Origin of the sequence: Pseudohaliea rubra DSM 19751, from assembly GCF_000764025.1 — a bacterium.
GTDB classification, from domain to species: Bacteria; Pseudomonadota; Gammaproteobacteria; order Pseudomonadales; family Halieaceae; genus Pseudohaliea; species Pseudohaliea rubra.
This window is the reverse complement of sequence record NZ_KN234757.1, coordinates 1-24,714: the sequence shown is the minus strand read 5'-3', so window position 1 is coordinate 24,714 and position 24,714 is coordinate 1. Positions and strand designations below refer to the sequence as shown.

24 protein-coding genes and 2 pseudogenes are annotated in these 24,714 nt (G+C 61.0%); 19 read left to right on the top strand and 7 right to left on the bottom strand.

Annotation, left to right across the window (positions count from 1 at the left end):
* Positions 1 to 19: 19 nt before the first annotated feature.
* Together HRUBRA_RS14940 and HRUBRA_RS06675 are read left to right on the top strand one after the other, a co-directional pair.
* Positions 20 to 940, top strand: a complete 921-nt coding sequence (locus HRUBRA_RS14940; protein WP_144244414.1) for a class I SAM-dependent methyltransferase — start codon at positions 20 to 22, stop codon at positions 938 to 940.
* A complete protein-coding gene (locus tag HRUBRA_RS06675) occupies positions 940 to 2,175 on the top strand; it encodes a glycosyltransferase family 4 protein (RefSeq protein WP_035515692.1) in 1,236 nt (411 codons plus the stop codon). The genes HRUBRA_RS14940 and HRUBRA_RS06675 overlap by 1 nt, the downstream gene beginning before the upstream one ends.
* 157 nt (positions 2,176 to 2,332) lie before the next feature.
* Here HRUBRA_RS06675 and HRUBRA_RS06670 read toward each other — a convergent pair whose 3' ends face one another.
* The gene (locus tag HRUBRA_RS06670) at positions 2,333 to 3,586 is read right to left on the bottom strand and encodes an IS110 family RNA-guided transposase (protein WP_035515689.1); all 1,254 of its coding nucleotides are present in this window, start codon (positions 3,584 to 3,586) and stop codon (positions 2,333 to 2,335) included.
* Between the two features lie 258 nt (positions 3,587 to 3,844).
* Between HRUBRA_RS06670 and HRUBRA_RS15620 the strand changes: the two are divergent.
* The 6 genes and pseudogenes from HRUBRA_RS15620 to HRUBRA_RS06625 form a co-directional block, all read left to right on the top strand.
* Positions 3,845 to 4,726: pseudogene (locus HRUBRA_RS15620) on the top strand (integrase core domain-containing protein); the annotation flags it as partial.
* A gap of 402 nt (positions 4,727 to 5,128) precedes the next feature.
* Complete coding sequence (locus HRUBRA_RS06645) at positions 5,129 to 5,923, top strand: glycosyltransferase (protein ID WP_052094477.1); 795 nt, start codon at positions 5,129 to 5,131, stop codon at positions 5,921 to 5,923.
* Positions 5,923 to 6,756 (top strand): hypothetical protein, encoded by an 834-nt coding sequence (locus HRUBRA_RS06640; RefSeq protein WP_035515679.1) that lies wholly within the window; start codon positions 5,923 to 5,925, stop codon positions 6,754 to 6,756. The genes HRUBRA_RS06645 and HRUBRA_RS06640 overlap by 1 nt, the downstream gene beginning before the upstream one ends.
* A 42-nt stretch (positions 6,757 to 6,798) precedes the next feature.
* A complete protein-coding gene (locus HRUBRA_RS06635) occupies positions 6,799 to 8,004 on the top strand; it encodes a hypothetical protein (RefSeq protein ID WP_144244412.1) in 1,206 nt (401 codons plus the stop codon).
* A 95-nt stretch (positions 8,005 to 8,099) separates the two neighbouring features.
* Positions 8,100 to 9,050 (top strand): glycosyltransferase family 2 protein, encoded by a 951-nt coding sequence (locus HRUBRA_RS06630; protein ID WP_035515766.1) that lies wholly within the window; start codon positions 8,100 to 8,102, stop codon positions 9,048 to 9,050.
* 121 nt (positions 9,051 to 9,171) lie between these two features.
* Entirely contained in the window at positions 9,172 to 10,332 is a 1,161-nt protein-coding gene (locus tag HRUBRA_RS06625) for an IS4 family transposase (protein WP_035515674.1), read from the top strand.
* On the opposite strand, the pseudogene HRUBRA_RS15785 reads toward HRUBRA_RS06625, so the two are convergent.
* Positions 10,308 to 10,487, bottom strand: a pseudogene (locus tag HRUBRA_RS15785) (tyrosine-type recombinase/integrase); the annotation flags it as partial. The gene HRUBRA_RS06625 and the pseudogene HRUBRA_RS15785 overlap by 25 nt on opposite strands.
* Positions 10,488 to 10,886: 399 nt before the next feature.
* Between HRUBRA_RS15785 and galE the strand changes: the two are divergent.
* Both galE and HRUBRA_RS06615 read left to right on the top strand, forming a co-directional pair.
* Positions 10,887 to 11,888 (top strand): UDP-glucose 4-epimerase GalE, encoded by a 1,002-nt coding sequence (galE, locus tag HRUBRA_RS06620; protein WP_035515672.1) that lies wholly within the window; start codon positions 10,887 to 10,889, stop codon positions 11,886 to 11,888.
* 317 nt (positions 11,889 to 12,205) lie between these two features.
* Complete coding sequence (locus HRUBRA_RS06615; protein WP_035515671.1) at positions 12,206 to 12,769, top strand: hypothetical protein; 564 nt, start codon at positions 12,206 to 12,208, stop codon at positions 12,767 to 12,769.
* A gap of 84 nt (positions 12,770 to 12,853) precedes the next feature.
* On the opposite strand, the gene HRUBRA_RS06610 is transcribed toward HRUBRA_RS06615, so the two are convergent.
* The 5 genes from HRUBRA_RS06610 to HRUBRA_RS06590 form a co-directional block, all read right to left on the bottom strand.
* Positions 12,854 to 14,041 carry a type II toxin-antitoxin system HipA family toxin gene (locus HRUBRA_RS06610; protein ID WP_052094476.1) on the bottom strand — a complete coding sequence of 396 codons (1,188 nt, stop codon included), beginning with the start codon at positions 14,039 to 14,041 and terminating at the stop codon, positions 12,854 to 12,856.
* Positions 14,034 to 14,300, bottom strand: a complete 267-nt coding sequence (locus HRUBRA_RS06605) for a helix-turn-helix transcriptional regulator (RefSeq protein ID WP_035515665.1) — start codon at positions 14,298 to 14,300, stop codon at positions 14,034 to 14,036. The genes HRUBRA_RS06610 and HRUBRA_RS06605 overlap by 8 nt, the downstream gene beginning before the upstream one ends.
* Positions 14,301 to 14,399: 99 nt before the next feature.
* Positions 14,400 to 15,158, bottom strand: a complete 759-nt coding sequence (locus tag HRUBRA_RS06600; RefSeq protein WP_052094475.1) for an RES family NAD+ phosphorylase — start codon at positions 15,156 to 15,158, stop codon at positions 14,400 to 14,402.
* A gap of 3 nt (positions 15,159 to 15,161) precedes the next feature.
* On the bottom strand, positions 15,162 to 15,521 hold the full coding sequence (locus HRUBRA_RS06595; protein ID WP_035515664.1) for an MbcA/ParS/Xre antitoxin family protein: 360 nt from the start codon (positions 15,519 to 15,521) through the stop codon (positions 15,162 to 15,164).
* A 114-nt stretch (positions 15,522 to 15,635) separates the two neighbouring features.
* Positions 15,636 to 16,499: a tyrosine-type recombinase/integrase gene (locus tag HRUBRA_RS06590; RefSeq protein ID WP_035515663.1), complete on the bottom strand. Its 864-nt coding sequence runs from the start codon at positions 16,497 to 16,499 to the stop codon at positions 15,636 to 15,638.
* Positions 16,500 to 16,890: 391 nt separating this feature from the next.
* Between HRUBRA_RS06590 and HRUBRA_RS06585 the strand changes: the two genes are divergently transcribed.
* From HRUBRA_RS06585 to HRUBRA_RS06545, 9 genes are all read left to right on the top strand, one after another.
* Positions 16,891 to 17,223 carry a helix-turn-helix transcriptional regulator gene (locus HRUBRA_RS06585; RefSeq protein ID WP_035515660.1) on the top strand — a complete coding sequence of 111 codons (333 nt, stop codon included), beginning with the start codon at positions 16,891 to 16,893 and terminating at the stop codon, positions 17,221 to 17,223.
* Complete coding sequence (locus HRUBRA_RS06580) at positions 17,210 to 18,517, top strand: type II toxin-antitoxin system HipA family toxin (protein ID WP_236629804.1); 1,308 nt, start codon at positions 17,210 to 17,212, stop codon at positions 18,515 to 18,517. The genes HRUBRA_RS06585 and HRUBRA_RS06580 overlap by 14 nt, the downstream gene beginning before the upstream one ends.
* 142 nt (positions 18,518 to 18,659) lie before the next feature.
* Positions 18,660 to 19,409 carry a glycosyltransferase family 2 protein gene (locus tag HRUBRA_RS06575; protein ID WP_035515656.1) on the top strand — a complete coding sequence of 250 codons (750 nt, stop codon included), beginning with the start codon at positions 18,660 to 18,662 and terminating at the stop codon, positions 19,407 to 19,409.
* Between the two features lie 27 nt (positions 19,410 to 19,436).
* Positions 19,437 to 20,555, top strand: coding sequence for a GDP-mannose 4,6-dehydratase (gmd, locus tag HRUBRA_RS06570; protein WP_035515655.1), 1,119 nt, complete (start codon positions 19,437 to 19,439; stop codon positions 20,553 to 20,555).
* A gap of 2 nt (positions 20,556 to 20,557) precedes the next feature.
* Positions 20,558 to 21,517 (top strand): GDP-L-fucose synthase, encoded by a 960-nt coding sequence (gene fcl / locus HRUBRA_RS06565; protein WP_035515653.1) that lies wholly within the window; start codon positions 20,558 to 20,560, stop codon positions 21,515 to 21,517.
* A 127-nt stretch (positions 21,518 to 21,644) separates the two neighbouring features.
* Entirely contained in the window at positions 21,645 to 22,010 is a 366-nt protein-coding gene (locus tag HRUBRA_RS14665; protein ID WP_052094474.1) for a hypothetical protein, read from the top strand.
* 296 nt (positions 22,011 to 22,306) lie between these two features.
* Positions 22,307 to 22,618, top strand: coding sequence for a hypothetical protein (locus tag HRUBRA_RS06555; RefSeq protein WP_035515651.1), 312 nt, complete (start codon positions 22,307 to 22,309; stop codon positions 22,616 to 22,618).
* Between the two features lie 301 nt (positions 22,619 to 22,919).
* The gene (locus HRUBRA_RS06550) at positions 22,920 to 23,387 is read left to right on the top strand and encodes an MBL fold metallo-hydrolase RNA specificity domain-containing protein (protein ID WP_407681009.1); all 468 of its coding nucleotides are present in this window, start codon (positions 22,920 to 22,922) and stop codon (positions 23,385 to 23,387) included.
* A gap of 240 nt (positions 23,388 to 23,627) precedes the next feature.
* Positions 23,628 to 24,714 (top strand): DUF2235 domain-containing protein (locus tag HRUBRA_RS06545; protein ID WP_052094472.1); only part of this gene is annotated, 1,087 nt, incomplete at its 3' end.

Sequence of the window (24,714 nt, the reverse complement as noted above, 5' to 3'; positions counted from 1 at the left end):
ATCAATATTGGAGAAAAAATTGATTTCTTCGCTGACTGGAAAAGATGACGCTGTCCTCCTTGCGACGATGAATCCTAGGGAGGTTGCAGAACAATGGCTCACATCGATGTCGATCGATGTCGGTGATGAATTCCGGAAGCTGAGATCACTTGAATATTGGGAGTGTCCTAAAACAAAGTTTCGCTGGTATACCCCAGAAGCAGCAGCGGGCGGAGGGGGGCTGTATGCTCAACTCGAGAAGTTCGACTGGTATTACATGGAAGACAAATGGGAATTCACCAAAGCGTTCGAATTGCTTAAAACCAGTAGTTCGGTTCTTGAGGTTGGTGTCGGCGAAGGCCACTTTTTGCAGAGAGCGTCTGAGCGTGGTCATTCTGTTCAGGGGGTTGAGCTAAACCCGAGAGGAGCTGAACGTGCACGCCTGCTCGGCTTCCAAATCTATGAGAAAACGCTTGACCAACTGGAACATGAGATTGATCAGCGCTACGATGCGATTTGTTCATTTCAGGTCTTGGAGCATGTTCCTAAACCCCGAGAATTTCTTGAGGGCATGATCGGTTTGCTAAAGTCCAATGGGAAGATGATTCTATCTGTGCCCAATGCCGCAGTGATGCGAAAGATCGATCCCCAGAATAAGGGCTTGCTCAACCAGCCGCCACATCACATGGGGCATTGGGATGAAGCGGTTTTTCGTTCCATTGAAGGGTTATTGCCCGTGAAAGTTAAATCTGTCCATCTTGAACCGCTTGCCGACCACCATGTTGCTTGGTTTGTCAATGGGTATCTAAGGAATCTATTGTCGCCACTAGGAAAAACGATGCCGCGTTTACTGGTCAATCGTTATTCCACTTTGCCTCTACAGTGGCTAATGCGCACCAAATTAAGAAAATATGTCCCAGGGCACACACTGCTTGTTGAGCTTGAATATCAGACAAGCTGATGCGTGTCATCCACATCAACCACTCTGACATCAACGGCGGTGCCGCCCGTGCGGCCTACCGTATCCATCATTGTCTGCGCGAGGCCGGTGTCGACTCCCGCATGTGGGTGAACAAGGCAAGCGCAGGTGACTGGACGGTGCAAGGCCCGTCGAGCAAATGGGAAAAGCTAACCGCCGCCCTGCGTGGCCATGTCGACGGACAACTGCGACATCTGCTCAAGACCGGCAACCCCATCATCCACTCCCCAGCGGTAGTGCCATCGCAGTGGGTAAAGCGCCTCAACGCCAGCGACGCCGACATCGTGCATCTGCATTGGGTGCAGGGCGAGATGCTCTCCATCGCCGACATCGGCCGCATCGAAAAGCCAATCGTCTGGACCTTGCACGACATGTGGGCCTTCTGCGGCGCCGAGCATTACACCGACGATCACCGCTACCGTGACGGCTATCACCGCGATAATCGCCCGGCGCACGAAGCCCGCTCCGATCTCAACCGCTGGACCTGGCGGCGCAAGCGCAAGCACTGGCAGCGGCCGATGCACATCGTCACCCCCAGCCAATGGCTCGCCGACTGCGCGCGCGACAGTGCGCTGATGCGCGATTGGCCAGTCTCCGTGGTCGCCAATCCGATCGACACTGAGCGTTGGCAGCCACTCCCACAGGGGCTTGCGCGCGAGCTGCTCGGCCTGCCCGCCGAGGTGCCGCTGCTGCTCTTTGGCGCCATGGGCGGCGGGCGCGATCCGCGCAAGGGCTTCGACCTGCTGCTGCAGGCGCTCGAACAGCTGCGCGACAACCCGCGCGCCCAGGGCTTGGAACTGATCATCTTCGGCCAACGCGCCCCGCAATCGCCGCCAAGCCTCGGCTTTCCCATCCACTACACTGGCCACCTGCATGATGACCTCAGCCTGCGCGCGCTCTACTGCGCCGCCGATGCCATGGTGATCCCCTCGCGCCAGGACAATCTGCCCAACACCGGCGTCGAAGCCCACGCCTGCGCTACCCCGGTGGTCGCCTTCAACACCGGCGGCCTGCCAGACATCGTCGAGCACGAGCAGACCGGGTACCTCGCTCAGCCCTTTGATACGGGAGACCTCGCCAGGGGTATTGTGTGGGTCATAGGGCAGCGCGGTGAGGTGCAACTGCGTAACCAGGCGCGGGCGGGTGCGGTGGAGCGGTTTAGCTATGACGTGGTGGCGAGGGGGTATCTGGATGTTTACTCGGCTGTCATCGGGTGAGTTTGGTGCCGAGCGTTTATTCTTGCCGCGCCGAAGAGCGACACTCTGTCAAAACGGACTGTGAAGATTGCCACGGAATGTGCGACGAAGATAGCGGGATCGACTTGAGCGCAACGCTGGAAGACCTTTCATTCCCTGAGGTGTTCAGTCAATGGTTTTATGCCGCAGCAGCCACCAATGGCGAGCCACGCTGTTGAAGGGCCTTAAGGTACTTCGACTCGTCATACAGCGTCCTGGTTTGCCAGCACCGGTAGAGTATTCGTAGCCATTTGAATGCCAGCGCACGTACTGCGGCTTGATGGTTGCTTCCCTTGTTTCGCTGCTGCCGGTAAAACGCCTCCGCCCAGAAGGAATAGCGGATACTGTGACCAGCCCACTCGACAATCGTCTGTCTGAGGAGGCGAGGGCACTGGGTTCGCCAGTGCACCCAGCATTTCTGGCCGCTGCGCTCTGTGACTGGCGCAATTCCGGTATACATCTGCAGCTCACCCGCACTCTGGAACCGCTCTCGCTCCTCCCCGAATGCCACGAGCAAGCGTGGTGCAAGTGAAGCCCCGGCTCCCGGCAGGCTTACAAATAACTCGTAGTCCGGGTGTTCAGATGCCAACTCCAATATTTTCTGCTCATATTGCTGTATGGCGGCCAGCACCAGCCGTAATTGCTCAGCGATGAGCCGTGCCTTGAGAGAAAATGGCGCTATCAACGCCTCATCCAACGTCAACGGCGTCGCTTTGCGGATCCCTTCCAGGCGACGCTGTTGGACACTCTGCCTGTACATGTGATTTTTGTTAAAAAACCTCACCAAGGTGCTGGAGCGAGCGCTCTGGGCCTTTCTCAATGTTGGCCACTGTTTTATGAATTCACAGAACAGAATGGTGTCGAGCTTCTCGAACCACTCCAGCGACTGGGGGTAATACTGCTTCAATGCCGCGCACAGGCGGTTGGTCAGGCGGACTTTATCTGCCACTAATTGGCGGCGATGCTCCACCAGCAACTGGAGCTGCCTGAGTCTTGCGCTCTGGGCGGCGAGCGTCTGGAACTTGTCGGGATGGCGCAATACCAGGTCCAGGGCAAGTTCAGCATCTGAAGGATCATCCTTGGCGCCGCTCGGGTGCAGCAGCTTCCGATACCGGGCCAATGTACTCGGATTCACCGGCACCAGCTCCAAAAAATCGTACTTCTGGAGCGCGTAAACAACAGGCCCCCGTGTCAGTTCCAGGGTGACGGCAATGGGTCCACCAAAACGACTGTGGAGGGACAGCGCCCACTCCTCGATCTTATCGACCCTGTGCGGGATGCAGTCGAACTCACGGTGTGAACTGTCAGCGGCCTGAATGCAGATATCGTGCTTGTTGTCGGCCCAGTCCAGACCAACATAGGCCTTGAAGTAGTCTTGGGTGATCGCGTTCATCGGCAATATCCTCCCAACCTGCTAAAGTGAATATCGGGACATGCATGCTTGAGTCTGCGAAAGTGATATAGGGGCCGGTGTGACGGCAATCCCTGAGTATTCGTTACTGAGCTCAAGCGCACCCGCTGGTTCGAAAATGAAACGTTGATCGTCTAGCGATTCCGCGGAGACATTCGTAGCCTGCGGGTGCATGTCCCGCCTTTCCTGGCAGCTACCTGCCAGTTAATCTAGTAAAGACCAAAAAGGCGGGACTGAGTGACTATATCCGCGGAGATGGGTGTCCGCGCAGACACGCTCTCGCGTTGGCGCGCGGAAGCGCTGAGCGACTCCCAGGATCGTCTGTGGACAGGTCCTGCCCGCCTGGAGGCGGTGATCCATACCGCCAGCCTGGATGAGGAAGCTCGCAGCGCCTGGTGCCGTGAAAACGGTGTGTACCTGGCAGAGCTGGACCGGTGGCGGGCGCAGGCCAGTGAGTCGTTGGCTGATCCGTCACCGGCCTCGGGATCGAGCAAGGCAGAGCGGCAGTCCCGCCAGGAAATCCGCAAGCTGCAGCGGGATCTGGCGCGCAAGGACAAGGCGCTGGCTGAGACGGCCGCATTGCTGGTGCTCTCAAAAAAGCTCGAGGCGATCTTCCACGAGAGCGGGGACGAATGACTCCCCTGGAAGATCGCAAGGTGATCCTGGCTTCGGTGGCGGAGGCATGGGCGAACGGTGTGCGGCATGCTCAACTGGCTGGGCATCAAGCCATCGTACTCGCGCCCCCGCGTGAGCGATGACAATGCCTTCGCCGAGGCCTTGTTCAAGACAGCGAAGTATCGCCCGGAATACCCGAAGCGCGGCTTTGCCGATCTCGAGGAAGCGCGCCGCTGGGCGGCGGACTTCGTCCACTGGTACAACCATGAACATCGCCACAGCGGCATCCACTACGTCACGCCGGCAGAGCGACACAGTGGTCGAGATCGCGCGGTGCTTGAGGCCAGGAAAGCCGTTTACACGCTAGCCATGGCTCGCTGCCCGAGCCGCTGGAACGGGCGTGGCATTGGAAACCGGGACCGTCATGAGCAGGTTACGCTGAACCCCGAAAGGGACGCTGTCTTCTCGACAGCGCCGACTGAAGTCATGGAACGACATTCCGCATGAATCATCGGTCAACTACCTTGAGAGACTCCGACCTGGCCGCGCGGCCCCGCCTTACCCCCGACGGCAGACGTTTCGACTGGCGCGATGTCGCCCCGTTCGCGACCATGCTGGAGCGAATTGACCGTTGGATCGGCCGCCCCGGGGTCGAGGTGATTCGGTCCGAGGATACCGTCGGTCCTGCGGACGGCGGCAGCCTGGAAAGCGAATAGACTGTGCTTAAGACGCTGTTTAAGTTGACCGGTCGCTCCTTTGACCCAGACCTGATGGAGGCCAGGCTTTACGGGCAGTCGCACACTTTCCGAAAAGGGCGCATCGGCTCGGCGGCCGAGGAGCTTGACCCCGAGACCTTGTCCTTGGTCGACGCCGCGCTCGGGCCAATCCGTCAAAAATGGGGGTACACCGATGACTAGCGCGACCGCCACACCGCTGATTTCGGTGATCTCGATCACGCTCAACGACCGCGACGGGCTCCAGCGCACCGTCCAAAGCCTGCAATCGCAAACAGATGCACCGAGCTACGAGCATATCATCGTCGATGGCGTCTCCGACTATGACGTCGCCGGCCTGCTAGAAGCACTTGGCTCGAACGCCCGGCTGCACCAGGGCCGCGACAAGGGACTCTACGACGCGATGAACACCGGCACCGGGCTCACTCGCGGTGTCTATGTAATCTACCTCAACAGCGGTGACACGCTGGCCGGGCCGGAAGTCCTGTCTGAGTTGGGCGCCGTGCTCACCAGCGAACAGCCCGACTTCCTCTACGGCGACAGCCTTGAACGTCAGCTTGATGGAGAGGAAGTGTTCAAGATCGCACACAGCCACAAAAGCGCACCGGCCCGGATGTTCACACACCACCAATCTATGATCTTCCGCAGGGCGATCGTGTCGGATACGGGGCTGCGCTACGATCTCGCGTATCCCATTGCCGCTGACTACGACTTCACGCTTCGGTTTCTGGAACAGGCAAACCGGATCGTGCGCCTTCCCGGCGTGATCGCCAATTTCTCTGCCGGGGGTGTCTCACAGGTCAAACACCACGTCGGCCGCCGGGAGCAATTTGTGGTGCGAAGACGGCACTTCGGGAACACCGGATTTGCGGTGCGCGTATATCTGATGCAGGTTTTTGGCCAATACATGCGGGCATTCTCACCAAAACTATATTGGCGACTCCGCGCCGTCGCTGGAAAGATGTTCTGATGAAAAAGAAAATCACGGTCCTAGTCATCGGCCCTACCAGAACGGCGACGACCGCGTTGTGGCAAGGGCTGAAAGGTGTCGAAACAGTCAGCGTCGCCCGCACCAAGGAGAACTATTTCTTCGGCAGGCGACTTGCCGGAAAGTCCAACCAGTCCTACGACGACTACTTGTCGAAACACTTTGCGCGCGACATTCGGGTCGATTTTGAGCCATCGATCTTTCACTCCGACGACCAGCTGCGCGAGGCTTTCGCCACGCCCGGCATCGACCGCTTCGTCGGGATTCTCCGGCCACCGCTCGACCTGTACAAAAGCGCCTACGGCTATAATACTCGTAACGGCATGACATACGACGGGTTCGAGGCCTTTTTCCAGAAAGCTTCGGGGTATTACGCCTACAGCAGGGTCGCAGCAGTTGCCCATGACGCTGGGGTTTCGATCGTCTGGCTCCCTCATGACGCACTCGTCACTGACTTGCGGGTTTTATTTACCGCGGCCGGAGTTCCCTGCGCTAGCGAGTCGGCCCTTCCCCTGATGCAGCTGAACAGTTCGCAGAAACAGGTCTCGGCAATCGGTCGAGTCGTGAAACAGGCGCGGGCGCTAAAAGGAATTGCGTTGGTAAGAACCGTCGCGGAGCGTGTTCGCGGTAGCTGGGTCTACGAAAAGCTTCTCTATAGTCCTACGAAACCGGCACTTTCTATTCCCGCAAGTGAACTCGCCGCAGTGAGAACGTCGCTAGCAAAGGAGGAGGCGTATTACCAGTCTCTGCTGTTGCGAGCTAAGACTGACTTGGCGGACCACCCTGTCCAACTTTGTAACTCGTATGATCTATAGCACGTACATAGAAAGGGCGCCTGGTATGGGTCGTATAATCCGATGATACTCAGCCGCAGAGGTTTCGCCTTTTTTTTATTGAGTAGTTTTCTGCTGATATATGGATCCGCTTTCGAGCCGACACCGGACAGTGCAAAACCGGCGCTGTTTGTATTTGTAGCACTGGCATCGATAATTATCGTGGTCTGCGCAAGGGCAATTGTGGCGGCGCGCGAGGAGCTGGCGATCTGTGTTGGTATTCTCCTTGTCGGCATTTTGGGTTCGCTTCCCCAAAACTCGTCTCCCGTCCAGCTTGTCCGGGATATCATCAGCTTCGTTTTCCTGCCGTTTTCAATCATTGTCTTGAGCTTTGTGCTGGGCAATCTGTCACGGGTCGCCAGGCTGAAGCTTGCGATTGCCTTTGCCGGGGTGTTGTTCAGCCTGCGCTATGCCGCAGACGCGCCAAGGGGCCTGGAGTCGATCATTTCGAGCAGTTTTCGTTTAAACCAAGAATACCTTTCCTCAGAACCCATGGTCATGTTTGGCCTCCTGTTTTTTCTGCAATTGGCATTTTCACAGGAGCGCGTTTGGGTGCGTTTCGGTGCTCTTACGATGTCGGCATTCGCTGCATCCGGTTTGCTCGCCGCAGGCTACCGTGGCCCGATTGTCGTCTGGGCCTTGATGTTCGTTTTCTTCGCGGCGCATAGCGCCGTGCGCGGGGGGCTCTGGGCCCGCGCTTTTGCATTGCTTCTGGCCGGCGGATCGGCCTATGTCGTGGTCCGGCTCGGGTTTTTTGAACAAGTCTCCCAGAAGATTATAAACAAGACTGCACAGGTCGGGACAAACGGGAAACTGGATGAGATGCTCCACGTCATCGGTCTCGATCGAACGCTATTCGAATCGCTATTTGGCGTGGGCTTCGGCGGAAAATTCCCGTCCCCAATTTTCTCTGGAGTAGAGGTTGGTTACACTCACAATGTCTTCTCCTACTTCTACATGAAGTACGGTCTGCTCGGATTAGCACTGTTCCTCGTGCTGATTTGGCGAAAAATTGGGAAGTACTTTCTGCGAAAACCAGTGCTGGTCGCCGCTCATCTACCCGAACTGTTGACATTGTTGTATATTGGCTTGGGGCAAGCTGCGCACAAGCATCTCGGATTTGCGCTAATTCTAGGCCTTCTCATTGTAGTCTTGGGCAAAGAATACCGCTCGGCACAAATTCAGCAGAACGCAGCGGTGCACGTGAAGCAAACGGTCAACGGGACATAATCCTGAATGTCCACACTCCCTAGTTTGAGCATGGTGGATCGCGTTGCCCCCTTTTTGTCCCAGTGGCAATCAATTGGTTTTTTTTCACGATAGGCGTGACACTGACTGTCATCATATTAACCAAGAACGAGGCGCGCCATATCCAGCGTGCGATCGATAGTGTCGCGACGGTAGCCGACAGCATTCTCGTGATTGATTCCGGCTCTACCGACGATACTATCGCCATTTCTGAGCGCCTGGGCGCTGATGTTATCCACAATCCGTGGCGTAATTACGCCACCCAGTTCAACTTTGCCCTCGACCACCTGCCCGAGGAGACCGATTGGGTGCTCCGGCTCGATGCCGACGAGATCGTCACCCCGGACTTGGCACGAGAAATCGAAGCGACGCTGCACAAGCTCGGTCCAGAGGCAAAGGGTGTCTACGTCTCGAGACGGATGCATTTCCTGGGGCGGCGGATTCGCCGGGGCGGCGTCTTTCCGATCCGGGTTTTGCGGCTCTTCCGACATGGGGCAGGGCGCTGCGAGGATCGATGGATGGACGAGCATATCCTTGTCGACGGTGCCACGGCTGATCTCTCGGGCGAAATCATCGACGACAACCTGAACTCACTGACCTGGTGGACCGAGAAGCATAATTCTTACGCGTCCCGAGAAGTGGTCGATCTGCTCAATCTGGAATATGGCTTCATGGCGCATGAAACTGTCGCAGATTTGAGCGGTGGCCAGCAAGCAGGCGTGAAGCGCTGGCTCAAGGAGCGGATCTATGCGCGGCTGCCAGGTGGTTTCCGTGCGTTCGTGTATTTCATCTACCGGTACGTGGTCCGGTTGGGGTTTCTCGATGGGAAAGAGGGCACCGCCTTTCATGTTCTGCAGGGGTTTTGGTATCGTTACCTTGTCGATGCCAAGCTTCACGAAGTGCGGCTTTACATGCAGCGCAACGACGTCGATGCGGGCAGAGCAATCCGCGATGTGCTCGGGATCGATGTGGAGAGCTCAGCCAACACCAACGAACAGAACAGCCGCCAAGAGGCGCAGCACAGCTGAGTGTCACTCCCAGACGTTATGCTCCGCATCACTGCTGTCCCATAAATTTGCATTCAAAAAGGCCTGAATCCCAACGAGTTGATACAATGGATTTGCGACAAAACACTGTAAAACTCGGAGGATTCAGGCCTTAGCTCATCGTAATACGGTCTTCGCTCAATTGCTAAAATTTATCCCGAGACATGAGTTCGAGACCCTCGCGAACCAGCACCACCGGGGCCAGAAATTGCGTAAGGTTTCACGCTGGTCGCAATTCGTGGCACTGAGTCTGGGACAACTCGCCGGACGCGCCAGCCTGCGGGATATCGTCAGCAATCTCTCGGCACAGACCGCGAAGCTGTATCATCTGGGCAGCGCCAGTGTGACGAGCACCACGCTCGCCCGGGTCAACGAGAGCCAGCCCTACACGCTTTACGAGGCGCTGTTCCATAAACTGTTATCACGCTGCCAGGGACTTGCGCCACGGCACGGCTTTCGATTCAAGAACAAACTCTACTCCCTTGATGCCACCACCATTGACCTGTGCCTGTCGGTTTTTCCCTGGGCCCGGTTCGGCAGCACCAAGGGCGCGGTGAAAGTACACGTCGGCCTCGATCATGACGGTTTTCTCCCCAGCTTTGTCACCGTCACCGACGGCAAGACCCACGATGTCACTGTCGGCCGGACGTTGGATCTGCCCGCCGAGAGCATCGTCGTCATGGATCGTGCCTACAACGACTACAGTTGGTTTAACGCCTTGAATGACAAGGGAATATTTTTCGTTACCCGGCAAAAGCGCAATGCCCTTTATCGGGTTGTCGAACGCCACCACGTTTTGAAAGACAAGGGGCTGACCTCGGATCAGACCATCGTTATCACCGGCAGCAACGCCGGCAAATGCCCTGTTGCTCTGCGCCGTATCGGCTATCGCGATCCCGAGACGGGAAAGCATTACGTGTTCCTGACCAACAACTTTCGACTGGCCGCCCGGACGATTGCTGACATTTACAAGGCCCGCTGGCAGATCGAGTTATTCTTCAAATGCATCAAGCAGAACCTCAAGATCAAGACGTTTGTTGGCACGTCAAGGAACGCCGTACTGACGCAAATCTGGATCGCAATGTGCGCCTACCTGCTGCTGGCCTGGATCAAGTTCAACAGCCGGATTGACCAGAGTCTTCAGCAAATGATCCGTCTGCTACAGCTCAACCTGTTTGAACGACGGGAGCTGCTTCCGCTATTAAAAGGAGAGCCGCCGGGCCCGCCAGAGGCATCGCCTCAAGCGGAGCTTCGATTCTCATGAAAACTGTGGGACAGCAATGGCTCCGCATGGGCAAGGTATCGCGACAGCACATTGATCGAACTCCAGCCGCCTGCGCGCATGATGGCTGCGGTGTCGAATCCGCGCCGCAGGAGATCCTGCGCGGCTCCCACCCGCATCGAGTGCCCGGCAAACTTCCGCGCTTTCCCTCTGCGTCAAGATATTTGCCCGTTCAATAGGTACCCTGGAGGGGGCACCGACGAGGGTATCACCATCCTGGAACTGGCGAAATTAGTGCGCGAGTTGCAGGCTATGAGGGTCTCATCGTTACCGATCTGATCAAGCCTGATAAATTCAATCGCCCACACTCGTCCCCGATTGCATGCAGTGGTACGGCCACTACCAAGCCCAACACGGCGCGTTTGGGGAGGCAGTCACTGTGGCACGTTCGCCCTCGCGCCGACTGAGAATCGTTGTATTTTTATAGCGGTCGTGGCTAAACGCCGTTCCTATAGAGGGGGCCGCTCCCACTCCGCTTGCTCCTACTTGTTGTGCAACTTATTCTCGCGCTGGTGGCACGCTGGAGAGATTACTCAATGCATTTCCTAGTGACCGGCGGCGCTGGCTACATCGGCTCACACCTTGTGCGGGCACTCCTCGCCCGTGAGGACGAGGCTACGATTGTCGATGACTTTTCCACCGGTCACCGCTGGGCCATCCAGGGCCGCGAGGTCATCGAGGTGGACTTGCGGGACCTTGCCGGCCTGCGCCGGACGCTTGCGGGGCGGCATTTTGATGGGGTGTTTCACTTCGCGGCCAAATCGCTCGTGGGCGAGTCGCAGGCTCAGCCATTGCTGTACTGGCAGAACAACGTGGCCGGCACGGCCAATCTGCTGCAGGTCGCGAACGATAATGGCTGGGGACGGGTTGTTTTCTCCTCCACCGCAGCGGTTTACGGTAACCCTGAGACACCGCGCATCACCGAGGCTCACCCTACGCAGCCTATCAACGTTTACGGCGAGACGAAGCTCGCTGTGGAGCGCCTGCTTCGCGATGTCAGCGGTGCCGGTAAGGTAGCCGCTTGCAGCCTGCGCTACTTCAATGCCGCAGGGGCGGCCGATGATGCCAGCCTGGGAGAGGCGCACGAGCCCGAAACCCACCTGATTCCGAATGCGCTGCGGGCGGCCTCCGGCAACGCGCCGGCGCTCACGGTCTTCGGTGACGATTACGACACCCCGGACGGCACATGTCTGCGTGATTACATTCATGTTGAGGACCTCGCCGATGCGCACCTCCTCGCCATGGACCACCTCGCGGCTGGTGGCGGCTTTGCGGCCTATAACCTGGGCAGTGGGGCCGGCTATTCGGTGCGCCAGGTCCTTGATGTGTGCGAGCAGGTGGTCGGGCGCCCAATCCCGCACAGCATCGGTGCTCGTAGAGCCGGTGATCCGCCGGTCCTCGTCGCCGCCACCGAGTTGGCGCAGGATTGCCTGGGCTGGACCCCTCGTCGTGCTTCACTGCGGGCGATCGTCGAGAGCGCCTGGGCGTGGGAGCAGAAGGGTCGGCCGGCGGCAGGGGGATTAACTCGGCGGGCCTGAACGCGTTAGGCAGTTTTGATGTGCCGGTGTTTGGGTGGTTTTGCGATGCTGTGATTGCCGGCACGGGAAATGACGAAACACCGAACAGTGCGTCGGTTAAAACAGCTTAGCCTTAAGAAGGCTATGCAGGCACTCAAGGACCTGGCCAGTATCGGTTCGTTTATCGTTCCCCTAGCCGAAAAAGTTGGAACTATATAAAGGTATTTATCGCCCGCTGGCACCGGGCTATCGGATTTGATCGTTGTCCGCTAGCGTGATGCCGCCGATACTCGCTCCGGTAAAAGCTTTCTATTGCACCGTGGGTGGGAGGGGCTACCATGAGCACAGCAGTCTTCGACACCTTGCGCTTCTCGCGCGGTCTGCGGGAGGTGGGCGTGCCGGAGCAGCAGGCTGACAGGCAGGCGGAGCTCATGGCGGAAGCGTTCAGCGCCTTTGCAGATAAACTGGTGACCAAGGACTACTTCAGTGAGGTTCTTGAGGCGCGCCTCAATCAGCAATCGGCCGAACTGGAACAGCGCATCGTTGAGAAGATGAACCTGCGCTTTGTCGAGCAGGATGAGAAGTTTGATGCTCGCTTTGCCGAGCAGGACGAGAAGTTTGATGCTCGCTTTGCCGAGCAGGACAAGAAGTTTGATGCCCGCTGTGCCGCGATGGACGAGAAGTTCACCCGGTGCTTTGCCGAGATGGACGAAAAGTTCACTGCGCGCCTGGCGGGCAGCGATGAGAAAGCTGCGTCACGTTTTGATGCTATCGAGGCACGCCTCGCCGATCACGATGCCCGCTTCGTGAAACTGGACCGCACGTTGTTGCTTCACACCTGGATGCTGGGCCTGATCACGCTGGTGCTGGTGGTACCCCAGCTTCAGGCCTGGGTTGCCTGAAGGGCATAGCCAGGTTCGATCGGTTTGACATTGCCTCCGGGAGCCGGATGCACCGAGCCTCTTCCGGAGCAGAGTTCTCCTGGGTTACGGGGTTGGATACTTCCTGTTCTTGTCGCGACGGAACCCTTTCCGTTCACGCCGGGCGCCATGGTCCAGTGAGGCGGTCAGCGACTGTCTGAACCCCGGGATTAAAGCAAGCTGGGGGCACGCTGCAAGAAAGGCCCCCAACAGGTCCGCCAGCTCATCAACAATGGCTTCTGGCCGCTTGATGCCGGCGTCATGGCCGAGCTTCACCAGGGCGCGTCGATCCGGAAAGCCTCTCGCGCCGTCGATTTTCAGCGCCATGCGATTGTCGATGGTGGGATAGATCAGGGTGTGAGTAATGTCATAGGGGGGTGCCAGCAGCGGTACCGTCATGGACTTGTTGTAGAGCACGGCATAGTTTTTCAGATGGGCATCGCCATTGCCGATAAGACAATTAAAGACTGTGAGGCGGTAGGCACGGGCCACCTCGCTGGGCTGCTGCGTATAATCGCCAACGGCCCGGAGCAGTGTCTCGTAGGAGCCCCGGTACTTCTCGCGGCCCGTCAGCACCGTGAAGTCTTCGAAAGCCAGTTGCTCGCCGTCTTTACGGTCAAAACGTTCGATGACGAAGCTCCGTAGGTCATCTGACAGCCAGAAGGTCGGTGGGCCCAGGTTGCAAGCCGCGGCAGCCGACATGCACACAAACTCGTTGACCGTCAGCAGATCGAATTCCGGGTCGAAGGTTTTGACGATCAGGTCCTCCTGAGGAATGGTCGAGCGTGTGGCAATCGGCACCAGCGTCTTGGGCTGTACGCCGGACAACATGCCGCGGAGGTAGAAGCGCTCCAGCAACTCGCCGAAAATCGGCTCCGGGCCCTGCCAGCGCAGGATGTCTTCCAGAGACACCTGATCGTAGCTACGTGGCGCCAGGGACGAGTTCGCGCGGATGTGACCGATGGCTGAATCCTGCTGCAGGGCGAGCAGGTACATGTCGTTGACCGTGGCATAGCGCTCGAGGCGCTGGCTGATGTATCGCCGGATAAAACCCTCGGGCAGGTTCTGGGCAAAAACGGGGTGCATAGCCCCGTGGCGATAGGCCTCCGCGCGCAGGGGCATGGTCAGTGAGCAGGGAAAGGCGGCGTCCTGGCGATAGGCGAATTCGTAGTGGGCCGGCTGAGTCAGGGTGCCGGCAGGTGAGCCGAAACAGTCGATGTCGACGCGGTCGATGCGCGTCGGCAGTTCAATCATCGTCGGGTCCATAGCGGTCCGCCAGTTCCTCCAGGGTCGGGAAGCGGCTCGGCGCGGGCGTCGCGGTCAATTCCAGGTTCGCATAACGCAGGTACCTCATGAGCGTGCGTAGCGAACCGGTGAACTGCCCCCGTTCAATGTCAGAGACGGTTTGGCGGTCTATTTCGGTGAGGGCGCCAACCTGTGCCTGAGTCAGGCCCCTGCTGCGCCTGAAGGCCTTCAAGGCGCTGCCGATTCGCGCCAACGGATCCTGGTACATCGTCTTTCGCCTAAAGTGTCGCTATATTTTGACAAAATAGGCGTCGAGTTGAGAAATGTCAAAATATGGCGACATGCGCTGGGCAAGGGTTGTCTCGCCCTACAAGGCCGGCATGGGCAGCTGGCCGTCGACCAGGAACCCATCGCGCGGGTAGTCCACCACCTCATGGCTCGCAAAGCTGAGGAAGCGGACGCCGCCGCCATCCACCTCGCACAGCCACTGCTGCTGGTCCTGCACCCCGGGGGATGCGAAGGCGGTCGGTTCGAACAGGCCTGCGTTGGTTCCTCGAGCGGGATCACGGGCTGACGTGAATTCAAAGGCGAGCACCCCCTCGCTGCGCATGGCCGCACCCAGCGTCTGCGTTTCTGTGTAGCGCTGCGGGTCCGTCAGGGCGGCCTGCTCAGCATCAAACGGTGGACGCTGCAGCTGCAAGCCAGGGTGTGTTGCGTAGGCCGCGCCGAAGAGCGTGTGCTCGGAGCGCACGGGCCGCGTCGGTGGCGCGGCCATCCCCTCCCGGAACACCAGGCGGTAATAAGCCGCCTCCGCCAGGGCGGTACTCGGGCAGTGCGACCCGTAAAAGATCGAGGGCTCATGGCGCCTGCCAAAGCGCGATCCGTGCCTGAGTGGCGGGTACCGGAAGGGCGTCATCAGAAGATAGTGAAGGCCGCCGGTGCCCGGCCGCATGGCCGGCTTGCTGTGCTCAAGGAGCTCTTCCAGCAGGCTCTGCTCAGCCAGCGTGTCGACGATGTCGAGGGTGGCAACCTGCTCCTGGCTCTCAACGATGCGGTAGGCGATGCCCTGGATGGGCGTGAGCCATTGAGCGATCGCTATCCCGCGCCAGCTGCCCTCGTCTGCCATGCATCAGGCCTTGCCGCGGATGGCGTCGAGGTAATCGCACACATGCACGAGGCCCGTGATCGAATGCAGTTGCTCTGCGGGCACACCGCCCGTATGCCGGTTGTGGGTATGCAGCCAGTGGTGCATGTGCTCGCTGTCACCCCCCATCAGGGCGTACAGGCTTCGGTAGCAGCGTACAAGGATGAGCGCGAGCTCTCCGCTCTGGCTCGCCGGGTCAACCCCGGAGCGCAGCAGGGTAGAGCGGTCCCGGCCGATGATGCGGCCCAGCTCAGCCTGGTTGATACCAAGTGCTTTGCCCGCATTGATCACCGCCTTCGCAAGCACCTGCGCTTTGTCGGTTGTTGATGCGGTGGCTGTGGCCATTTGGCGTTCTCTCATCAAGACGTAAAAAATATGAGTTGCGCGTGCACAATATAGATCTCAATAAGTGCGTATGCAACGATCGGGGCCCGAGGTGGGACGGGAGCGCGCCCGTGCTTACACTTCCTGCCATTCGCGCAGGTACTTGATGGCCGTTGTCTCGCTCGACCAGCCGCCACGCAGCATGATCTTGACCAGCGGCTCGCCGGCTTCCAGCAGGTCCAGCGCCGCACCCACGCGAAAGGAGTGGCCGCTGAGCTGCCCGTCGATGTCGAGCTTCGCTGTGGCCTGCAGCGCCCGCAGGCGGCGGTTGATCGCCGAGGGCGGCAGCGGCCCGCGGACATGGCCGTAGCGGTCTACGCTGCGCAGGATGGTGCCTGCGTGACCCACCCGTTCGCCCCAGGTGGCCAGGGCCCGGTAGAGCCGGTCACTCACGGGCAGGAGGCGGCCCTTGCCGTACTGGTCGGTTTTGGAAAAGCGCAGGCGCAGGGCGCGCTTGCCTTTCGGCAGCTGCTCCAGATCTTCAAAGCGCAGGGCGCACAGCTCGGCGCGCCGGCGCATGGTCTCGTAGCCGAGCAGGAGCAATACCCGGTCCCGCTCGCCGAGCACATCGTCCCGGCAGGCAGCGAGCAGCTGCTCGAGCAGGTCCCGGGTCAGCGGATAGGCCTGTTTTTGCGCGCGCCCCAGGCGGCGGTACATGCGCTTGAGCGCCAGCTTCACCGGCGGGGTGCGGGTCGGGTCGGGGTAGCCGTTCAGGGTGAACAGGGTGGACAGGCTGGCCACCCCGCGGCGGATGGTGGCGGCGGAGCGGTGATCGATGCTGTCCTCGATGAAGGCCGCAACCTGGTCGCCGCTGGCCGCGAGCGGGTCGATAGCGGCGCGCAGGCACCAGCGCTCAAAGCGCCGGAAGTCCGAGCGGTAGGCGCGCAGGGTATTGGGGGCCAGCGCCCCGTCAAGGTCGCGGAAGAGGTCGTCGCTCATGGTGAATGCGCAGGTCGGCGGCCTCCGGTACCGGCTCAGGGATCCTGTGCAACAGCAAATAACAGAATGGCGATCGGGTTGAAGCGGTTGCCCGCAATCGGTGGAACAAGCGCGTGCATGTCGGCGCACGGGCGCGCCTCCCACAGGGACGACGCTGTGGGAGCGGCGTCTCGCCGCGACGCGGCCGCAGGCCGCTTGCCGGCGCTGTCGCGGGGCTTTATCGGGCAGGCCTAGCGGAAAACCGGTGGCTGCTGATCTCTGGACATCGTCATTAAAGGCTTTCGTGACGGTTTCAGCGTTCAAACTTTCTTGACTTCGCGTTGATTTTGGGTGTTAAGATAGTCATAAAGTGTTTTTGTGACTACTATGCTGGTCAATTTGGGCGCGTTGGATGGCGAAAGAGAGAGTCTATTCCCGGTACACGCGCGACGCCGCGACGCTGCTGGCGAAACAGATCCAGCTCGGGCGAAAGCAGCGAAAGTGGACCGAGCACGATCTGGCCGATCGCGCCGGTATCTCGCGGGCTACGCTCCAGAAGATCGAAAAGGGCGACCTGCGTGTGGCCATCGGCCTCGTGTTCGAGGTGGCGGCGCTTGTCGGGGTCGCCCTCTTCGAAGCGGAGCGCGGCTCGCTCGCGACTCAGATCGCGCGCACCGACGACAAGCTGGCCCTGTTGCCGGGTGCCGTACGCAAGCCCCAAAAGCCGGTGGATGATGCGTTCTGAAGCGTCTTACAGCGAGGCCTTCGTCTGGGTCTGGCTGCCCGGTGCCGTCGAGCCAGTCGTCGCTGGCAAGCTGACCGCGGATGGCGAGCAACTGGTGTTCAACTACGGCCAGAGCTATCTTGCGCGCGACAGTGCCATTCCGCTTTACGCCCCGGAGCTGCCGTTGCAATCCGGGCTTATTCCGCCCTTGCCCGGCCTGGGCATGCCGGCCTGTATCCGCGATGGCTCGCCGGATGCGTGGGGGCGGCGCGTCATCATCAACCGGAAACTCGGCATTGGCGGGGCCAGGGTTGACCCGGCCCGGCTGGACGAGCTGACCTATCTGCTGGAGTCCGGCTCGGACCGGATTGGAGCGCTGGATTTTCAGCGCTCGGCCACCGAGTATGTGCCGCGCGGGGCGGAGGCCGCTTCCCTCGAGCAGCTGGTACAAGCCGCTGACCGCATCGAGCAGGGCATGCCGCTCAGCCCTGAGCTCGATCAGGCCTTACAGCATGGGACCTCGCTCGGGGGTGCCCGCCCCAAAGCGCAGATCGATGGTGGCGATAGAAAGTACATCGCCAAGTTTTCTTCGACTACCGATCTCTACAATGTCGTCAAGGTCGAGTTCATCGCCATGCGACTCGCCTCCCTGTGCGGGCTGAATGTAGCGAGTGTCTCGCTCACCAGCTCCCTGAACAAAGATGTGCTTCTGATCGAACGCTTCGACCGCGTGCGTTCCCGTGCCGGGTGGCAGCGCAAGCTTATGGTGTCAGCGCTCACCATGCTGGCGCTCGATGAGATGATGGCCCGTTATGCCAGCTATGAAGAGCTCGCAGAAATCATTCGGCATCGTTTTGCCGATGCTTCGGCGACGCTGAGGGAGCTGTTCTCACGGCTCGTCTTCAATATCCTGTGCGGTAATACCGACGACCATGCGCGCAACCATGCGGCCTTCTGGGACGGGCAAACGCTTCGCCTGACGCCGGCCTACGACATCTGCCCGCAGAACCGGACGGGGCGTGAAGCCTCTCAAGCCATGTTGATTGCCGGTGGGGATCGCATGAGCCGGCTATCGTCCTGTCTGAACGCTGCCGGACATTTTCTTCTGTCCCGCGAGGAGGCTGTGGCCATCCTGGAACGCCAGCTCGCCTGCATTATTGGTCAGTGGGACGCCGTTTGTGCCGAAGCCGGTCTCAGCGAGACCGACCGAGCCTATCTGTGGGGCCGCCAGTTCCTCAACCCCTATGCCTTTGACGACCTCGATGGCGATGCAGCCGGGTTGAAAGTCATGGCCGATACTGCACGTTCACCTTAGTTTTCCGACGCATGCCGGTCATCCGCACCCTGCAGCTGGACGCACGCCTTAAGCAGCAACCGGCTCAGTCAGCGTGGCGGCAAGGCCCACAGCGGCCAGGCGGTTGTCCGGGGTAGCAAACCATGCAGCAGAGGACAGGACCATGATCTCCGTGGTGACGGCCACCTGGAACTGCCGGCACACCATTGCGGACTGCATCGCCTCGGTGCAGGCGCAGCGGGAGGTCGCCGTGGACCACGTGGTGATCGACGGCGCGAGCACCGACGGCACCCGCGAGTGGCTCGCGGCCAGGGCGGGCGAGTTCGGCACCTTCTCAAGCGAGCCCGACGACGGCATCTACGATGCCCTCAACCGCGGCATCGCCGGGGCCCGCGGCGAGGTGGTAGGGTTCCTCCATGCCGATGACCTGTTCGCCCACGACCGCGTGCTGGCGCGGGTAGCCGAAGCCTTTGAAGACCCGGCGGTGCAGGGCGTGTACGGCGACCTGTGTTACGTCGAGCAACAGGATACGTCTCGCGTGGTGCGCTACTGGCAGGCGGGCGCCTTCTCCCGGGCAAAGCTGGCGCGCGGCTGGATGCCGCCGCACCCAACGCTGTACCTGCGCCGGTCCTGCTACGAGCGGCTCGGTGGGTTCGATATCGGGTATCGCATCGCGGCGGATTATCACAGCATCCTGCGGTTGTTCTCAGAGCCGGGGTTCCGGGTGGTTTACTTGCCCGAAGTGCTGGTAAACATGCGTGTGGGCGGTGCCAGCAATCGGTCTTTGCGTAATATCGTGCGGAAGTCCCGGGAGGATTACCGGGCGCTCCGCGAGACAGGCGTGGGAGGTGCCGGCACGTTGGCACTCAAGAACTTGGGCAAGGTCGGGCAGTTTTTCCGCCGCGCCGGATAAGAAGTGGGCAACAAAAAGGACAGGGGTTTGAAGAAAGCACTGATTACGGGCATCACGGGCCAGGACGGCTCCTATCTCGCGGAGTTCCTCCTCGAGAAGGGCTACGAAGTCCACGGCATCAAGCGCCGCGCCTCGCTGTTCAACACCGAGCGCATCGATCACCTCTACCAGGATCCGCACGAGGAGGATAAGCGTCTCATCCTCCACTACGGTGACCTCACCGATGCCTCCAACCTTATCCGGGTGGTGCAGGAGGTGCAGCCGGATGAGATCTACAACCTCGGCGCGCAGTCGCACGTGGCAGTGAGCTTTGAGTCGCCGGAGTACACGGCGGATGTGGACGCCCTCGGCTCCCTGCGGCTTTTAGAGGCCATCCGCCTCCTCGGCCTGCAGGACAAGACCCGCTTCTACCAGGCTTCCACCTCCGAGCTTTACGGCCTGGTGCAGGAGACACCGCAGACGGAGAACACGCCCTTCTATCCGCGCTCGCCCTACGGCGTGGCCAAGCTCTATGCCTACTGGATCACCGTGAACTACCGGGAGTCCTACGGGATGTATGCCTGCAACGGCATCCTCTTCAACCACGAGTCGCCGCGCCGCGGCGAAACGTTTGTGACCCGCAAGATCACCCGGGGGCTGGCCAACATTGCCCAGGGCCTGGAGGACTGCCTGTACATGGGCAACCTGAATGCCCTGCGGGACTGGGGGCACGCGAAGGACTATGTGCGCATGCAGTGGTTGATGCTGCAGCAGGAGGCGGCTGAGGATTATGTGATTGCGACCGGGCAGCAGTATTCGATCCGCGAGTTCATCCGCTGGGCGGCGGCGGATCTGGGCCTTGCCCTTGAGTTCGAGGGGGATGGGGTGAGCGAGGTGGCGCGGGTTACGGCGGTTGAGGGTGAGATGGCGCCGGCGGTGAGCGTGGGCGACGTGGTGGTGCGGGTGGACCCGCGCTACTTCCGGCCAGCGGAGGTGGAGACGCTGCTGGGGGACCCGGCCAAGGCCAAGACCCAGTTGGGGTGGGAGCCGGAGATTACCGCGCGGGCGATGTGTGCGGAGATGGTAGCGGAGGATTTGAAGGCGGCAGAGCGGAATGCACTGCTGCGGGCCCATGGGCATGACGTGGCGATGCCGCAGGATCTGTGAAGATGCAGCGGGTCTTTGTGGCAGGGCATCGGGGCATGGTGGGCTCGGCATTGTGCCGGCAGCTGGCTGGGCGCGGTGATGTTGAGCTGGTGACCGCCGGTCGGGCGGAGCTGGATCTGCTGGATCAGCGGGCGGTGCATGCCTTTCTCGCTGATCAGGCCATCGACCAGGTCTACCTGGCGGCGGCCAAGGTCGGCGGTATTCACGCCAATAACACCTATCCGGCAGATTTCATCTACGAGAACCTAGTGATCGAGGCGAACCTCATTCACGGCGCACACGCGACGGGCATCCAGAAACTCCTGTTTCTTGGGTCCTCCTGCATCTACCCCCGGCTGGCCGAGCAGCCCATGCGCGAGGACGCGCTCCTCACGGGGCCTCTTGAGGCCACTAATGAGCCCTACGCCATCGCCAAGATCGCCGGCATCAAGCTCTGCGAGAGCTACAACCGGCAGCACGGGCGCGACTACCGCTCGGTGATGCCTACCAACCTTTACGGGCCAGGGGACAACTTCCATCCCGAGAACAGCCACGTGATACCGGCGATGTTGCGGCGCTTTCACGAGGCTAAAGAGCGGGGCAGTAGCGAGGTGGTGGTGTGGGGCACGGGCAAGCCGATGCGGGAGTTCCTGCACGTGGACGATATGGCGGCGGCGTCTGTGTTCGTCATGGAGCTGGCCCACGCCGTCTACGCCGCCAACACGCAGCCCATGCTCAGCCACATCAATGTGGGGACCGGGCGGGATTGCACCATTGCCGAACTGGCGCAGACGGTCGCTCGCGTGGTCGGCTTTGAGGGCGAACTCACCTTTGACACCAGCAAGCCCGATGGCACCCCGCGCAAGCTGCTCGATGTGTCGCGCCTCGCGGCCATGGGGTGGGCGGCGTCGATCGGGCTGGAGGACGGACTGGCGGGGACTTACCGCTGGTTCCTGGAGCAAGCGGACGGCGTGCGGCTGTAGGCCGGCCGCCTCCATGCTGCCTCGGCGGCAGGTTGGTCGGTTTTGATGTACCCCTGTTCCGCTGGTTTTGCGATGCTGTGATTGCCGGCAAGGGGCTTCCCTTGCCGCTGGCCGCAGGAGAGCTATCATGACCACCGTGGCATTTGATTCGCTCAGGTTTGCCCGTCGTCTTCGGGAGGCTGGCGTGCCGGAGCCGCAGGCTGATGCACAGGCGGAGCTTATGGCGGAAGCGTTTGGGTTTTATGCGGAGAATATTCTGACGCGGGATCACTTCGAGGCGGTGCTCGAAGCCAGGCTCGACGCGCGTTTCGCCGCCCAGGATGCGAAGTTCGAAGCTCGCTTTGCCGCTCAGGATGCGAAGTTCGAAGCCCGCTTTGCCGCCCACGACGCCCGCTTTGCCAAGCTGGACCGTACCCTGCTGTTGCACACCTGGATGCTCGGGATCCTCGTTGTGGTTCTGGTGATACCACAGCTGCAGGCCTGGCTGGCGTGAGCGGGGGTTTTATATCCAAATCCTATCTATTGCGGCGCTTTTTATAAGCGAAAGGCGTCTCCGCAGCGATGTTGGGCGACATTGATGGGTAATGTCGAGGGGCGTTATCACCCGGAGCTGTCCGGCTGCGCCATCCAGCGCTGTGGCCCCCAATGAGCCGGTTGGCGAAAGAATCAGCGTACCCGTAGCTACCCTGGCAGGTTGGTCAGTTTTGATGTGTCTCTGCTCCGCTGGTTTTGCGATGCTGTGATTGCCGGCAAGGGGCGTCCCTTGCCGCTGGCCGCAGGAGAGCTATCATGACCACCGTGGCATTTGATTCGCTCAGGTTTGCCCGTCGTCTTCGGGAGGCTGGCGTGCCGGAGCCGCAGGCTGATGCACAGGCGGAGCTTATGGCGGAAGCGTTTGGGTTTTATGCGGAGAATATTCTGACGCGGGATCACTTCGAGGCGGTGCTCGAAGCCAGGCTCGACGCGCGTTTCGCCGCCCAGGATGCGAAGTTCGAGGGGCGCTTTGGCAAGCTGGAAAAAACGATGCTTCTGCACACCTGGATGCTCGGAATCCTCGTTGTGGTTCTGGTGATACCGCAGCTGCAGGCGTGGCTGGCGTGAGCGGGGGTTTTATATCCAAGCCCTATCTTTTGCGGCGCTGTTTATAAGCGAAAAACGTCTCCGCGGCGATGTTGAGCGACATTGATGGGAGTCACCGCTAACAAGATCAACCAGGGTATGGCGCATACCGCTTCCCGGCGGTTGCCAGGTTTCTTACTTCTCCCGTTGCCGTGCCAGAGCAGCCTCCCGTAATCACCCACCACGGCGCCACCAGCGGCGTCACCGGCTCTTGCCACCGGCTTACGCTGGCCGATGGGCGCGCGGCGCTGGTGGATATCGGGCTCTTTCAGGGCGATGACCGCTGGCCTTCGAGGAGCTGGTGACGGTGGATAGCCATGAGGACCACCAGCGCATGGTCACCTACCTGGCCGAGAGCCGCCAGCCGGCTATCGTCATTGCCGCCAGCGGCATGTGCGCCGGCGGCCGCGTGGTCAATTACCTCAAAGCCATGCTCGGTGACCCGCGCCACGATGTGCTCTTTGTGGGCTACCAGGCCGCCGGCACCCCCGGCCGCGCCATCCAGCGCTACGGCCCCCGCGGCGGCTATGTGGCGCTCGACGGCGAGCGCTACCCGATCCACGCGCAGGTTCACACCCTCGGCGGCTACTCCGCCCACGCCGACGAGCAGAACCTCGTCGACTTCGTGCGCGGCATTCCCGTGCCCCCGCGGGAGATCCGCCTGGTGCACGGCGAGGCCGGCGCCAAGGCGGCGCTGGCCGAGGCCCTGCGTGGGGCGGTACCGGGGAGTAAGGTGGTGGTGCCGGCTTAGTGATCCTTGTCCGGGGCGTGTCTGCTGGCGGTGCCGCTGGATGAGTGAGTCGGTTCCCGGGCGGGACGGATACCCGGCCTGGCGCCGAGTCATCGCGCCTGGCTATGCCGCTAAGCCGCGCTCCGGCATGGGGTGGCGCGGCAGGGCGGGCGTATCAATCGCCCGGAAAACGTTTTCCCAGTACGTGAACCCGGTGCGGGCCGGGCAAGTTAGACGTTCATAACCAGCGCGAGCATCGCTATGAGCAACAAACGGATCATCGTCTGCTGCGACGGCACCTGGAACGACCTGCGCATGCGGTACATCACCAACGTTGGCCGGCTGCTGCAGTGCCTGCTGCCGGTGGATGAGACGGGTACGGTGCCGCTGCCGCAGGTGGCCTACTACGATGATGGCGTGGGCGCCGATGCCGAGGGTTTCCGGCGCGTGCTTGAGGGTGGCATCGGCAAGGGGCTCGACAACCTCGTGTACGAGGCTTACCGCTTCATCTGCCTCAACTACCAGCCCGGTGATGAGCTCTTCCTGTTCGGCTTCAGCCGCGGCGCCTACACCGCCCGCAGCGTTGCCGGCCTGCTCGGTGCCGTGGGGGTGGTGCCGCGCTCGTGGCTGAAGGACATCCCCGAGGCCATGGCCGTTTACCGCGCCCGCAGTGGCGAGGCGGCGCTGCAGCAGGCCTTTCGCAAGCGGGTGAAGCCGCTCAACGCCACCGTCGATTTTCTCGGCTGCTGGGATACGGTGGGCGCCCTCGGCATCCCCGACAAAACCGCCCTCTTCACCCTCGACCGGCTGGCCCGCGCCCGCTACCAGTTCCACGACACCACCCTCGGCCGCCACATCCGCCGCGCGGCCCACGCGGTGGCTATCGATGAGCGCCGCAAGGAATTTGCGCCCACCCTGATGCACTGCGCCCCGGGCGCCCGCACCCGCCTGCGCGAGTGCTGGTTCCCCGGCGACCACGGCGCCGTGGGCGGCGGCACCTGGGAAAAGCGCGGCCTCTCGAACGCGGCGCTCACCTGGATGCTGCACAGCGCCGCGGCGCTCGGCGCGCCCCTGGCGACAGACCTCGAGCGCCTGCACGACCGCGCCCGCAGTGACCACACGGTGTACTTCAACGCCGCCCACGGTTTGCTCTACACCGACGAGGCCCGCTCCCTGAAGAAGCACAAGGTGCCCTGGGCCGCCATTCACCCCAGTGCTCGCGACCGCTGGCGCGATGAGCCCACCTACCGCCCGCGGAACCTGAGCGCCGCCCATGGCAAGGCCCTGCGCAAGCTGGAGACCGCGCCCGGCCCCGCGACGGCCGGCGCCACCGCGGCTGCCCCTGCCC